Source organism: Anabaena subtropica FACHB-260, from assembly GCF_014697105.1.
GTDB lineage: Bacteria > Cyanobacteriota > Cyanobacteriia > Cyanobacteriales > Nostocaceae > Trichormus > Trichormus subtropicus.
This window is the reverse complement of sequence record NZ_JACJRF010000010.1, coordinates 32880-46281: the sequence shown is the minus strand read 5'-3', so window position 1 is coordinate 46281 and position 13402 is coordinate 32880. Positions and strand designations below refer to the sequence as shown.

General features: G+C 40.5%; 16 protein-coding genes. 10 read left to right on the top strand and 6 right to left on the bottom strand.

The annotated features are described in order from the left end of the window. The first annotated feature begins 228 nt into the window (after nucleotides 1–228). Nucleotides 229–1563: a hypothetical protein gene (locus tag H6G18_RS08220; protein WP_190406603.1), complete on the top strand. Its 1335-nt coding sequence runs from the start codon at nucleotides 229–231 to the stop codon at nucleotides 1561–1563. A 108-nt stretch (nucleotides 1564–1671) separates the two neighbouring features. Here H6G18_RS08220 and H6G18_RS08215 read toward each other — a convergent pair whose 3' ends face one another. The 5 genes from H6G18_RS08215 to H6G18_RS08195 form a co-directional block, all read right to left on the bottom strand. Then, a complete protein-coding gene (locus H6G18_RS08215; RefSeq protein ID WP_242040233.1) occupies nucleotides 1672–2373 on the bottom strand; it encodes a DUF547 domain-containing protein in 702 nt (233 codons plus the stop codon). A gap of 7 nt (nucleotides 2374–2380) precedes the next feature. Further along, nucleotides 2381–2590, bottom strand: coding sequence for a hypothetical protein (locus tag H6G18_RS08210; protein WP_190406602.1), 210 nt, complete (start codon nucleotides 2588–2590; stop codon nucleotides 2381–2383). A gap of 142 nt (nucleotides 2591–2732) precedes the next feature. Continuing rightward, a complete protein-coding gene (locus H6G18_RS08205; protein WP_190406601.1) occupies nucleotides 2733–3917 on the bottom strand; it encodes an AbrB family transcriptional regulator in 1185 nt (394 codons plus the stop codon). 621 nt (nucleotides 3918–4538) lie between these two features. After that, nucleotides 4539–4877: a hypothetical protein gene (locus H6G18_RS08200; protein WP_190406600.1), complete on the bottom strand. Its 339-nt coding sequence runs from the start codon at nucleotides 4875–4877 to the stop codon at nucleotides 4539–4541. A 648-nt stretch (nucleotides 4878–5525) separates the two neighbouring features. Further along, nucleotides 5526–5894 carry a Lin0512 family protein gene (locus H6G18_RS08195; RefSeq protein ID WP_190406599.1) on the bottom strand — a complete coding sequence of 123 codons (369 nt, stop codon included), beginning with the start codon at nucleotides 5892–5894 and terminating at the stop codon, nucleotides 5526–5528. 163 nt (nucleotides 5895–6057) lie between these two features. Here H6G18_RS08195 and H6G18_RS08190 point away from each other — a divergent pair, with 163 nt between their 5' ends. The 8 genes from H6G18_RS08190 to H6G18_RS08155 all read left to right on the top strand — a co-directional run bounded on the left by H6G18_RS08190 (nucleotide 6058) and on the right by H6G18_RS08155 (nucleotide 12523). Further along, nucleotides 6058–6714, top strand: a complete 657-nt coding sequence (locus H6G18_RS08190; RefSeq protein ID WP_190406598.1) for an RNA polymerase sigma factor — start codon at nucleotides 6058–6060, stop codon at nucleotides 6712–6714. Continuing rightward, on the top strand, nucleotides 6704–7621 hold the full coding sequence (locus H6G18_RS08185) for a DUF1822 family protein (RefSeq protein ID WP_190406597.1): 918 nt from the start codon (nucleotides 6704–6706) through the stop codon (nucleotides 7619–7621). The genes H6G18_RS08190 and H6G18_RS08185 overlap by 11 nt, the downstream gene beginning before the upstream one ends. Nucleotides 7622–7830: 209 nt before the next feature. Then, nucleotides 7831–10089, top strand: coding sequence for a CHAT domain-containing protein (locus H6G18_RS08180; RefSeq protein WP_190406596.1), 2259 nt, complete (start codon nucleotides 7831–7833; stop codon nucleotides 10087–10089). A 2-nt stretch (nucleotides 10090–10091) separates the two neighbouring features. Further along, nucleotides 10092–10703 carry a CPBP family intramembrane glutamic endopeptidase gene (locus H6G18_RS08175; protein WP_190406595.1) on the top strand — a complete coding sequence of 204 codons (612 nt, stop codon included), beginning with the start codon at nucleotides 10092–10094 and terminating at the stop codon, nucleotides 10701–10703. Between the two features lie 46 nt (nucleotides 10704–10749). Continuing rightward, the gene (locus tag H6G18_RS08170) at nucleotides 10750–11001 is read left to right on the top strand and encodes a UPF0175 family protein (RefSeq protein WP_190406594.1); all 252 of its coding nucleotides are present in this window, start codon (nucleotides 10750–10752) and stop codon (nucleotides 10999–11001) included. Then, nucleotides 10994–11185 carry a hypothetical protein gene (locus H6G18_RS08165; RefSeq protein WP_242040232.1) on the top strand — a complete coding sequence of 64 codons (192 nt, stop codon included), beginning with the start codon at nucleotides 10994–10996 and terminating at the stop codon, nucleotides 11183–11185. The genes H6G18_RS08170 and H6G18_RS08165 overlap by 8 nt, the downstream gene beginning before the upstream one ends. Before the next feature lie 309 nt (nucleotides 11186–11494). After that, the gene (locus H6G18_RS08160; protein WP_190406593.1) at nucleotides 11495–11785 is read left to right on the top strand and encodes a hypothetical protein; all 291 of its coding nucleotides are present in this window, start codon (nucleotides 11495–11497) and stop codon (nucleotides 11783–11785) included. Between the two features lie 234 nt (nucleotides 11786–12019). Continuing rightward, nucleotides 12020–12523 (top strand): hypothetical protein, encoded by a 504-nt coding sequence (locus tag H6G18_RS08155; protein ID WP_190406592.1) that lies wholly within the window; start codon nucleotides 12020–12022, stop codon nucleotides 12521–12523. 16 nt (nucleotides 12524–12539) lie between these two features. Here the strand turns inward: H6G18_RS08155 and H6G18_RS08150 are convergent, their stop codons facing one another. Beyond that, complete coding sequence (locus tag H6G18_RS08150) at nucleotides 12540–12740, bottom strand: hypothetical protein (RefSeq protein WP_190406591.1); 201 nt, start codon at nucleotides 12738–12740, stop codon at nucleotides 12540–12542. A gap of 46 nt (nucleotides 12741–12786) precedes the next feature. Between H6G18_RS08150 and H6G18_RS08145 the strand changes: the two genes are divergently transcribed. Beyond that, nucleotides 12787–13344 carry a DUF4833 domain-containing protein gene (locus tag H6G18_RS08145; RefSeq protein WP_190406590.1) on the top strand — a complete coding sequence of 186 codons (558 nt, stop codon included), beginning with the start codon at nucleotides 12787–12789 and terminating at the stop codon, nucleotides 13342–13344. Nucleotides 13345–13402 lie beyond the last annotated feature (58 nt).

The following is a 13402-nucleotide window of genomic DNA, read 5'->3' as shown; positions in this document are numbered from 1 at the left end:
TATTTGATTTTTGAACAGATAAATAGTCCAGTAGGGTGTGTTAGCGACAGCGTAACGCACCGGAGGGGTTGGGGGAGGTGCGTTACGGCTTACGCCTAACACACCCTACACCTCTGTCTTTAATTTTGAATTGATTCATTGCAGACATCTAAGCAATTAAGTGGGTGGAAAATTTTGCCTTGCCAAAATATTGAGCGTCGATGAACTTTTCTTTATAGGACTTTTCAGATGGTTCAAGTCAATTTTAATGTTTGGGGTAACGGTTCTATTAACCGTTTGGGGCAGATTAATTCCGATATGCCGACCTATGTAATTATTCATGGTTATCAAAGCACTGGTGGCAACGCAAGTAACAATTATCAACCTGCAAGCTGGGTGGCAAATATAGCCCAAACCCTGCGACAACGCCAATCCAATGCAAATATCATTTTATTAGATTGGGAGGATGGTGCTAGTTCCTTATCTTATCCAACTGCCGCAGGTAGAACCCGTGATGTGGGTAATCAGTTAGCCAGCTATTTAATTAATAATGGCGTAGATGCCACTTACACTAATTTAATTGGGCATAGCTTAGGCGCACACGTTGCTGGATTCGCTGGGTCTACTTATCGTACCTCTACTGGACTTTCCATTGGTCAAATAGTCGGACTAGATCCAGCAGGCCCTGAGTTTGAAGGTAAAGGTGCAGGCGATCGCTTAGATCCCACTGATGCTACTCGTGTGACAGCTTTACATACTAGTGAAACTCTAGGTTATGATGACCGCTTGGCTAGTTTAGACCTCTACATCAACTGGAATGACCTTTTCCAACCTGGACAATGGTCTTTTGTCGGCAATCATAGCTATGCCCACACCCTCTATACAGAGTTACTTCAAGGCCATAGCTTCACTCAGTCCAACGGCACACTTGTGAACTTAAACACAGTGGTCAATGGTGGATTTTTGGGTGAGAACTATACCAGAACTAGAAATAATAAAACAATTGTTGCCCTCAATCTTGTTGGTACTATTGGTAACGACACCTTAGCAGGTGGTGCAGCCAATGACACCATCCGTGGTAATGCTGGTAACGACTATATTACCGGTGGTGACGGTAATGATTTCCTATTTGGGGATAGCGGTAACGATCTCCTGAACGGTGGACGCGGTAATGATTCTATTTTCGGCGGTACTGGCAGCGATCGCTTATTTGGCGATGACGGTAACGATGTGCTGACGGGGGCTGATGGATCAGTAGGAAGAGGTTTTGGAGAAATTGACCGCTTGACTGGTGGAAATGGGGGCGATCGCTTTGTCTTAGGTACTACTGGTAATGTCTTCTACAGCGATGGTAATCCTAACACTTCCGGCTTAGGCGACTATGCGCTGATCACTGATTTCAATGCTGTAGAAGACACAATCCAATTGGCTGGCTCGACTTTTAACTATAGTTTAGGCGCTGTACCCAATGGTTTCGTTACAGGTACAGCTTTATTCCTCAATGAAATTACTTCCGAACTAATTGCCATTATTCAAGGCTCCAACAACCTTAGCCTCAGTGCTAATTATTTTGTCAGCGTCTAAAACTTGACAGGGAAACAAAAAGGGCTAGAAGACTTTATATATAGGCTCTAGCCCATTCCTAACTCAAATACACCAACGTTGACACAGAAAAATAATCTTCACCAATAACTATTGACTCTGATTTAAACTCCAGTCGTAATCAAGGTAAGATATCGGTGTTGAGGCAGTCAAAGGTGCATCAATTTTCAAGTAGGAGCTAATATATTCTGGCAGCGAGGGCGCAACCTTTAAAAAATCTTGACGATACCATTTGAAGATTTTATTACAGTAGAGTGTTTGAGTTGAGAAGTCATAATGGACTTTTTCATAATTATTAATGAAGCGTTGAGCATCTTCATCTAACTGCTGCATCACTTGCTCAGGAAAATAAGCACCAGAACGCAATAAAGGACAACCGATTGAAGCACAAACAATTGCAAAATGTATTCGTGGTTCTTGCAACTTTTTTCGGAGAATTTGATGCTCTATTTGAGTTAAACTGTAACGCTCCCCAAATATGTGGTAAGCCTGTCTTTGAAAGAACCATAGAAAGGCTAGCCAATTGGGAATACCTAGAAATCTGGGCAGAATTGATTTAAGTGGATATCGTTCTAAAATTGTCAAAATAGTAAAAGCATTGTAGAGGTTAATCCACAATGCTAATTGCTCACAAGTATGGGAATTAGATTCAAAATGCCAGTGCTTGTACCTCTGCAACCAATCGAGCAGCGCATGGGGTTGTTGTGTTTTCCACGCCAGATAGTCTACACGACCATGTTCATCAACGTACTGACGAAGTAGTGTATCCCAGGGTAGAAAATCAATCATCATTTTATTTTTAATCGTCTAACAAACTCATTAATGCTTGAAATTGCAAGTCTGGCTGCTGAGACAATTGCGATCGCAACTCTAACAACTGCGTCTCTAATGCTTGAGCTACATAGAGCATATTAGATTCTTGGGCGATTTTCATTTGATGTTCTTTAATTTTGATTTGTCGCAGCAGTTCATTGACAACAGAAGTTGAATCCCTATCATGAGAAATCATAGCTTTGCATCTATTAAAAACTGATAATCGGATTTTTAGTAAATAGTATAGATGGTATTCAGCCAAAAATTTTACGAAAGCGATCGCCTAGAAGAATTCACAATTACAATCAGTCGGTAGTAGCATTACACCCCTACATTCTCTAATCCCCAATTCCCAGACCATCAAGACGGTGGAATAAAAATAGCCAAAGTGGTAAAGAACTGTTAATGGCAATAAGTCTCACTAAATGACCAGTTGTGACAATTTCTACATTGTGATTTAAAGCCAAAGAGACTAAAATCATTTCTGCTGCTCCGCCTGGTGCTGTGACTAACAGACAAGTCAACCAGTCCCAGGAGGTTAACTGCATGGCCAGAATAGCAGCGATCGCACCAGCAACCAAGGTCATAGCTACAGACATCAAGGCGTAACCTACAGTTCTTTTGCCAAAATTGGGTTTTTCTCCCCAATATTCACCAATGGTAATTCCTAGCAGCATTTGACCGATAATGTTAACCAACAATGGCGGATGGAAGTGAATATTACTGAAAAAAGGCAAATATTCTAATAAAGAATTGAATGTTGCTCCCAGAACTAATGCACCAAAAAAATCGCCAGCCGGAATATTCCATGTTATTGCCAGATAAACTATAATTCCGGTAATTAGGAGTACTACTGCCAGCAATCCTAATTGTAATGGTTCAAAATTGATCAACACACGTTGAATTGCAAGTGTTGGCGGATTTCGGTAATTACCAACAGATGTCCTAGCGATGAAAGGAATGAGTAGGACTACAGAAGTAACACGAATTGCTTGCACTAAGGCTACTAATGTCACATTGCGATTATAGTCGGCGGCGATCGATGACATCACTCCTACACCACCGGGAACTGTAGCCAACATTGCTGTTAATATGTTGGTTTTACTTAAGCGAGAGTATATGTAGCCAATGCTCACACCACATAACAGCAAGAATAAAGTTAGAAAGATAAATATAGGAATCTCAGAAACAATGTTAACTAGATTACTATTGGCATTGGATGCACCAACAGTCAGCCCAACTAGTCCCATTCCTACTTTTCTGGCAATTCGGTTAGGCTTGGGAGAATAGTTATAAAAAACTCGATATCCTTGCAAAATTGCTGTTCCTGCGGCAATTCCTCCAAATATCCAAGAAATTCCGCCAAAATGCAACTTTGTTAATGTCCAACCCAGAGGTAATGCTAGGAGCATTTCTAAACAGAGGATGATAAGTTGCTTGACAATTAGCTGTGATTTAGCCACTACAGGACTAGTGTTAGGAGGTTCCTTCTGGGCGGTAGTAATACTTAGACTTTGATTCATTGACAGAGATTTCTTAAATTATTTTTAATATGCAGTTAAAAATAGCGCAATATCTACGCTGGGACGTAGCCCAATACGGTTCGGATAAGCAGGGGGTGCAGGGGAGGCAGGGGAGGGAAGAGAGTTATTATTAAGCAATTTCTCTTCCCCTGCTTTTATTCTCCCCCTGCACCCCCTGCTCGCCTCAACAGATAACTCTGTTAACCGAACCGTATTGGGACGTAGCCTATTGCTGAAGATTGGCGCATTCTCCTAACTAAGTAGAAAATTTGTATTTTATAACACAATAAACATATCCCAAAAAAATCAAACACAGCATTAATTAACATTAGTTAATATATCCTTGCATAACATAATTCTGTATCTGATAGGGAGTATTTAAGGAAATCACCGCAGTCAAAAATTGAGATTTATTACCTCAAATATTCTCATCTCCTCAAACTGTTGAAAATAAAAGTAACGCGATGTGCAACTTATAGGCTTCGATTTTTGCTCTTTTTCCTTACAAGAGAAGGGATTGGGGGTTAGGTTTGAGAGAAAGCTGCACATGGCGTAAAGTAGGAACAAAATAGTTGTGTCCCTGTATCAATCTATATTGCTGTGGAGAAATTTGCTGGAATTTTAGTCTTCGTCTAAAGCCGGAAAAATTTCTTCCAACTTCCACAGTTCATCTTTATTATTGATAAACCACAACCGAGTTTCTGGAGTTAACTGACTCCAAATGATTTCACTAGATATGGCGGGTGAAGCATAGCGATATTTTTCACCAAGCGATTTGAGATTCTCGGCTACATTATCAGGAATACCAAATTCTTGCCAGTCTACTTTTATGTATCTTCCTGATACTCCTCCAGCAGGATCAAAAATCAATTGTGCGGCTCTAATTAAATCAGCAAAATGTGTGGGTTTAAGACTGGCTAATTGCTGAATCTGGATTGATTCGTCATGCTCGTGAGACATGGTTCCTGGAGTAAATAAAGTTATTCGACTTTAGAACTTACTGCCAGAGATTTCTATGTCAATATATTTAGTTTAGCGCAGATTTATGAGGATATAGCAGGAAATTTGCTGAGAATATTCAAATTGTATAACTTTACCTTGAAGATTGATTTTTATTAATTAAGTGAATACTGTTAGTGATTAAAAGTAATAATTTATATAGGGTTGCGATGAGATAAAACTAATCATAATTAAGTTTTGTGTAGCATTTTTTACGCCAGACTGAGCTATTAAACCAGGAAAAAAAATTGTTGTTTGGAGGCGATCGCTATGTTAGTAATACTCTGGATTACAGTTGTCTGCTTTATTTGGCTGATGGGGTTAAGTCTGTTGGCAGAAATTTGGTTTTATGAAGAAGAGGAAAAATTATCATGATGGATTTGGCTATACAAAGCCTTTGGTGAACTAATTCCTCTATGCAAAGCTGTATTGAGTGGCTGCATAATCCTCTCCAGTCAAACATATCTCTAATTAAAGGTTCATTTGAGCCTGTTGCGAGACAAATTTATAAAATTATCAGCTTTAGATACAGCTATTGATGATCAAGGTGACTTGATAGCTGTTGTGTCTGACACGACTAATTTCTCTCTGGCTTTCGACAATTAATAACTATTGATTAGTCTCTACCAAAACAGTCACCGATGCGATCGCTACTAACATTTCGTCATTTTTATCGTTGAGTTCGGGAATAGCCCGCCCTGGAACTACCATACCTCCAAATTCTACCTTCAGGCTTTTACGTCCGAAGGGTAAAACAGCTAATACTTCTTCTGATCTCACCTGTTCTGGATAGGGTACTGCTACCTGGACTTCTACAATCATTTCATTGGGATGACTTAAACCAGCGACTTCCCAAACACCAGGTAAAGCATTGTGAGCGATCGCATTCCGTACAGCTCTTGCTGCTGCTACTGTTGGCTCCTGTCCATGTTGATCTACTCCCATACCCATTTCGATAATCAAGCGTTTAAGAACCACAGCTATCTCCTGAAATCTTCCTTTCTTACTTTATCGTTATAGGGATTGACAAATACCACAGATTATTTTTGCAGCACGATCGCATGATTCTTCGTATTCATAGTAGTGGGGGGTATCTTATGCTTAATGACACTGCCATAACTATATCCTGTGTCATAAGTCTATGGACGAGCTAAACCTCTACCTGCAATCACTCATTCAAGAGGCTTGCAGCCACCCACCAACTAGCCCACAGCGTAGTAAAGCTATCAACAGTTTGTTGAGAGTTCTCCAAAATTCAAAGCCTACCGGGAATAGCAGGGATGGTATTTACGAAGAAGCTCTATATAAAACTATGTTTAATTTGAGTAAGACAGTTTGCGAGAAATACGATCCTCATCGAGGTTCATTCTTGACTTGGTTTAATATATGTCTTCGCAATCAGTACAGAGATGAACTGCGGGCGGCTAAACGCGATCGCTCTCGCAGACAGTTTGTATGGCACAATGATGCAGCTGAACTCGATCCTTTAGATCAAGTTGCTGCTCCAGTAGATGCTACATTGCTGCTCGATACTTGGGAATCTTTTGTGCAATGGATTAAAGACGATCCTGATAATCTTCTCAAGACTTGCCACATTAGAAATAACCCACAAGTCAACTGTCAATTACTTGCATACTTAAAAGTCGTTAGTGGTAAAGAAGAGAAAGATATTGCTACAGAACTTGGCTTACCACGCGGTACTATCTCGTCTCATTGGGAAAGAAAATGTAAATCCTTGATGCGACAGTGGTTAGACAAAAATCAGAGGCTGTTTGGAGAGGATAACTATGAACGATAAGTTAACTGCGTTACGAGAACTGGCAATTCCTTTCCCCATACCTGCATCGTTTCGCCGACAAGCCAAAGCCTACGCATCACAGTATTTCACGCCAGCAGCCCAAGAAAGGGTTTATTTGAACACCTTAGCTGTACTCGTAGCCGATGCTTACTTGCGTTTGCTCGGTTTTGAAACTAATCTTACCAAACAAGAAAGATGGAATGCAGCGCATCGTCTATGGAGCGAAGCTAACGAGCTAGAACTATCTGGATTAGGGAATTTGGAATGTTGCGTAATTGCTACAGGACAGGAAAGTATTATTATCCCATCGGAAAGTTTGAGTGATGCCAAAGATATCCGCATCGGCTATTTATTTGTAGAAATTGCTAGTTCACAACAAGCGGCAACCCTAATAGGTTTTTTACCTGCTGTGCATCCCGAAATTACAGATGCAGAAGTGGCTCTTGCTGATTTACAGTCTATGGATGATTTAGCCGATTACTTGGCGCAAGCACAAACAACCCCAATAAATGACCTGACGCAAGAATTTGCAGAAAGGAAAATTACCTACTTAAGAAACTGGTTAAATAATATTTATACAGCAGAATGGGAACCCTCAATGCGCGATCTGCGGGGTGCTACCTGCAAGAAAAAACTCGATCTGGCAGGGCAAGTATTTGAACTGCAACTTTCTGTTTCGCAAAGCGACGATGAATTGATGTTGGTGAGAGTAATTGTTCAAGGTGAAAATACATATTTACCTAGAGGAATGCAGGTGAGTGTCCCAGACGAATCTGATATTTATACCGAAACAGTAAATGAAGTGGCTGATCTGATTTCTATCCCTCTGGAATTATTGCCTGGTGAAGAATTCTGGGTAGAGTTGCGGTTAGGAGAAGCCAGTATTAGAGAATATTTCATCGCTTGAACAAGCAGTTGCAGAAAAATTTTTATTTTTTGCAGCAAGGAAGGACTCTCAAACGTTTATATATTAAACCTAGCACGATTGACTTAATAGCAGAATGCTTATGAGAAAGGTCTCATTTCAACAATGCTGATTAAACAATCGAGAAAAAATTGAGGTCTTGATAGCCTGAAATTTGACTTGCTTAATTGATGGTATTTTGAATTAGTATAATGGCGTTTAAAATATACTTTAAAATTGGCGGCAGGGTAAAACTTAACAATTCTGAAGTTTTGCCTGTTACCGTTGCCATTTATGATCAAGAAGGGCAAACAGAAGAACTCGTTTCGTTTCTTTATCCTCTACCAAAACCTCTCGAAGATAAGTTCAAACAATGGCAGTATTATATTGGTCTTCAAGGTAATCGTAGGGTTGCCAGAAATCGGGATAATTTTGTTTCCGGGACAGTTAATCTCACAGAACTTGCTAATTCCTTGAAAGCTGAATTGAACAAATGGTTAGGTAGAGATGGCTGGATCGATGAAAATGAAGAAATTGATTTACGAGTTGGTCAAGTTTTGGACAGATTCAGAAAGAGAATTAACGACAAAGATGAAGTCCAGATTATTGTGCAGACAGAAGACCGACAACTACGAGGACTTCCCTGGCAAGAGTGGGATACATTAGCTAGTTATACTAATAGGGGTGTGGAAGTTGCCATTAGTGCTACAAATTTCCAGCGACTAACACAAAAGCAAACACCACAACTGAGAGCAACTGCACGCATACTTGTAGTTTTTGGTGACGAAAAGCTGGGTTTTGCACAAGAAGAAGATTTTATCAAAAGTCTGAGACAGCATGGAGGCGAACCCCATATTCTCAGACAACCTACACGCCAAGAATTAGAACAAAAGTTAAAAGACCCCCAAGGGTGGCACATTTTCTTTTTTGCTGGACACAGTGAAAGCGATCGCAATGGAAGAATTGGACGGTTTCAAATTAACCCAGCCGATGGCGTACAAGGTATTATCGCCATCACTGAACTAAAAGATTTACTCCAAGGTGCAATTAACCAAAAGCTACAATTAGCAATCTTTAATTCTTGTGATGGTCTAGGACTGGCAAACCAGCTAACTGAGCTATCACTACCTTACTGTATTGTGATGCGGGAAATGGTTGAGTCCTCCGTTGCTAGAGAATTATTGAGGCATTTTCTCGCGGCTTTTGTTAAAGATCGCTCTTTATATGCCTCGATGAACGCAGCCAGACAGCAGCTACAAAAGAAATTTGAACCAGGTAAAAGTTGGCTACCTGTAATTGTTGCCAATCCTCTGGCGAAAGAACTCACCTGGAATCGTTTATTTTCAGAGAGGAGGTTATCTTGGCAGTGGGAAATGGTATTGGCTATAGTTGCGATCGCTGTGCTAGTTTGTCTACCTGTAGGGATATTGTGCGAATTTCAGGGTTGGGAAACCTTGACGTTTTACACCCAACTCTACCCCCATCTGATAGTGTATCCTTCTTTGTTTCTGTGGATGCCTCTGTTTGCAGCTTACAGAGCGCATTGCATGATTCGTGTCAAGACAGGCCCATTCATATTTTTGACATTCTTAACTGTTTTTCTCGTATTAGGGGGGCTGTTCTTTGAGCTTACAGGCGATCGCATCATGTTAATGGAGTTTAAATCTGATGCGACAACGACAATTTCCGCACAGCAACTCCCGCAACTCTATTCCAAATGGGGAAGAACAGCAGCAGATACAGAAGCAGATATTAAAAGCATTCCCCCAGAAATTTTTCACATCAGTCAAGCTTTTGATGTTGATGGGAATTTGACACTAAAAAAATCAGAGTTAGAACCAGCTATAGAACGAATGCTTCCCAATAACATAAAGGGAATGCAAGCACTTTTACGGATTGCTACCGCCTATGATGTTTGGCAAAAAAATCCTCAAGCCTTTTCCGTCAGTCGGTTGTTTTACGCCCTCACCTTTATTGCCATTATTTCTTGTGGTGTTCAAATTCTGGCACTTGTGGCGACGATTTTGTTTGCACCAGATTCTATATTTAACAAGAATAAATACTTGACATACGTCATCATGTGTGAATTAGGTATTCTGTTGTGGGTGCCTTTTCAAAGCTACAGCATAGAGAATACCAAAAGCCTGTTATTTTCATACGAGTTTCGAGGGACTTTAGCTGGACTCAATGTTCTTGTTTACGCCATTATTGCCATCATAGCTTTGGCAACTATTAGCAGCATCTCCAGAAGCGCCAGCAAAAAATATCAGCCTATTTTATTGTCATTCTTGTTAGGTAGTTTAGTCGTTGGGCTTCTAGGTAGCTGGTTTGGTGTTTATCTCATTGATCATCTGTTTGGAATGAGTAGTACCAATCCCCTAACTCCTTGGTTTGCAAGTAGCATTTTCTTTGCTGCTTTATTTTTCTTCTTGTTAGTCCGGTTGATTGATCATAGTGTTAGAGACGAGTGAATATGCAAGGTAAATTAGTCAGTAAAGAACAGCAGAAAGTAATTTTGATTGTGGGCTTGGCATATATTTTGCCTGTTCTTTTGATTTATTTAGGATTAGTTCCTTTCTCCTGGCGATTTTATATTTTGATTTTGGCTGCTGTGGCTGTTTTAGCGATCGCTCGACTGTACCGATTTTCTACTGTAGAACTAGGATTTACGAAACAAAACTTAAAAAGTTCTCTCAGTGCGATCGCTCTACCAACATTAGCTTCTGCTTTGCTGATGTTCATTTACTATATGAAGCAAGGTTCACGTATCGACAACTCTGCATACACATGGCCTTTCTACCTGTTTTTTGTGGCTGTATCTTCTCCTTTGCAAGAGTTTTTATATCGCGGCTTTTTATTCGGGATTTTTTCGAGAGCTAAATTAGCGATTTGGTTACAGATTCTCCTCTCAACATTACTCTATAGCTTTGTTCACCTCATCTATCAAGATGTACCCACACTACTATTCACATTGATCATTGGTATCTTTTGGGGCTGTCACTACGCCAAATATCGGAATTTACATAGTATTATCATCAGTCATTCCCTACTGGGTGCGATCGCTATCTTAGTTGGTCTGGTATAAGCCATAATCAAGAAAGAATTAAGCATCAGGAAGTAAAAGCCAAACTATGCACATCTTATCCCTTCAGTATCCCGATGACTTACTCATTACCTCCGGTAAATCACCCCAAGCATTAGAAGCAGAATTGACATTTTTGCTTGCAGTCAAGTTATTTGAACTACGCCGACTATCCCTTGGTAAAGCCGCAGCCTTTTGCAGTATGAACAAACTCCAATTCATGTACGAACTAGGGCGTTTGCAAATCCCGGTTATCAACCTTGATGATGACCAAATCGCCGACGAATTACGCGATGACTAACCCTGTGATTGTTGCCGATAGCAGCCCCCTCATTTGCTTGTCAATTATCGCGCAACTAGAACTTCTGCCCCAACTGTATCAGCAAATATTAATTCCCCTAGCAGTATGGGATGAAGTCACAGTCCAAGGTGCAGGTTTACCTGGCGCACAAGCCGTCAGTCAATTAACTTGGTTAGAAATTTAATCTCCTGAAGCCCTGATATTAGAACTATTATCAATCTTAGTTGATCGTGGAGAAGCTGAAGCTATTGCTTTGGCTCAGTCAATGTTGGTCTGGTAAGCTAATCGTCATTTAAATTGCATCAATTTCATGCTGGTAAAAGCTGTAAACCCTCTCCCTTGCCCCCTGCTCCCTGCCCCCCTGCGGTCTCAATATGCAAATTAAATGCTTAACAGCTTATAAGCCTCCAGAAAAAAATTTTGAGTCTTTTGCAGCACTGAGGGATTCTCTTACGTATCTATATTGTGAAGGATAAATTAAGAGAGCTAGATCATGAAGCAAATGATGACTGTTGCTGGGGGGATACTCTTCGCTGTTGCAATAATATCTCTAATTTTTGGAGGTGCAAGTTTTTTTCAGATAATTCAATTTCAAAATGAGTTAGAAAGTCGAAGTCAAGCCGATAAGCTATTTCGTAAAGTAACAGATTTGGATAAGTTCGACGAGCAAGCATTGAAAGGCAAGCAAGATGCAATGGTTACCTCTCTTGCGATTGCTGGAATATTCGGTTCTGTTGGTATCGGCCTTGCTGTTGCAGGAAGAAGTAAGACTACACAAATATAGGGCTAGTAACATGACAGGCCTAATATCTTGTAAAAAAATTGTAGTCGGGGAAAAACTTATTTACTGTTTGCAGCACGGTGTAAATCTTAAACGTACATAGATTGTGAAGGATAGAAAATGAAATTGCAAAGATAAGTCAGAATGTCTGGCGCTATCAGTGTCCATTCTGCAATTATACTTACAAACATCGATTATCCTAGTCACAAAAAGCTACCACTATCAGGATATATTCCTATGAAATTTATTGTTGGGTTATCAAGTCTGGCTTTATTTTCCATCTCTAGCATTTCTCCATCTTTAGCTGCAACTGAGTTAGTCAATTCTTCGACAAATAAATCTTTACCCAGTACAGCAAAAACCATCCAGATTGCTAACTCCTTCGGGTCTTTCAACCAAATAATCAATACAGTAGACCGCGAGGTACGCAACAGAGAAAGAGCCAGACAAAGACAAGAACGTTATGAGCAACGACAAAGAAGGCTAGAAGCCGTTAGACAACGGCGGGAAGCTGCTAGACAAGCAGCTAGAAAACATCGAGAAGCATACCTCCAAAGCCTCACACCCCAGGAGCGAGAAAAGTTTCTGGCGGCAGAACGGGAACGAAACGCTCGGATGCGGGACTTCTTAATTGACACATTAGTGAAGACGGCACCCTTTTGGGGCAATGACAGTTCCAGTACAGTTCCGGGAAGGCGTACTCAGCTTGACAATTGCCAGTCTTCCTACGATTGTTTATAGCCCTAAAATTAATCAACTAGGAACGGGAAGGCGTACTCAGCTTGAAAATTGCTGGGGGGTAAACAAATGCTGGCGATAATGATTCTACGGTTTCAGTAAGTCGCCACAAATAATCACCACTGGTTTGCAGTTGCGCTACTGAGCGAGAAGCAGTTTTGTGTCTATGCGGTAAAGCGCAACTACAAGCCAAATACAAGTGTTTTACGCAAAGTACCATCAAAAAATACTATTCTTTGCCCATTCGATATCAAACGCCAAAGCTTATGTCCGAGCTACTAAAAAAGCTAGTAAATCTTTCTTTTATAGGTGGTGCGATCGCACTTTTACTTGTTCCAACCACCCGCTCCTATGCTACAACCCTCAACAGTATTTTCTTCATCTCCAAGAGTGACAACGGTAATCAGGTACATTATGGTGTACAAAATAACCCAGATTGCTCTTGGAAAACTTCTAAACCTGTATACCCTTATTGGAAACTTCAAAATGGTCGTTTAGAACGTCTACTAGCAATTGAAGTTCCAGCTTTTGGTATCGCCCGTCAATCGGTTTCAGATAATGAAGTAGTCATGGAAGTGAACGGCTTCAAAGCACGAGGAATTGCAAAACCCATTAGATTTCGGTCTACCCAATCAGCAAATCAAGGGTGTCAAATATCAGCTTTTACACAAATCAATGGCGAAGTCTCTCAGCTGCTGCGAGTCCATATTGACTTGACTAGAAGCGGTTTTTTTGGGCTTGGTGGTACGGTTCACAGCATCACATTTTACGGTGCTGATGAAAAGCAGGAAAAGATTGTCTGTAAATCTAATTGTAGTTTCTAGGGCGTAAGCAGGTAATAGGTGATGCGAAAGAAGCATCTTTGAGTTGTATTGAGTTTTT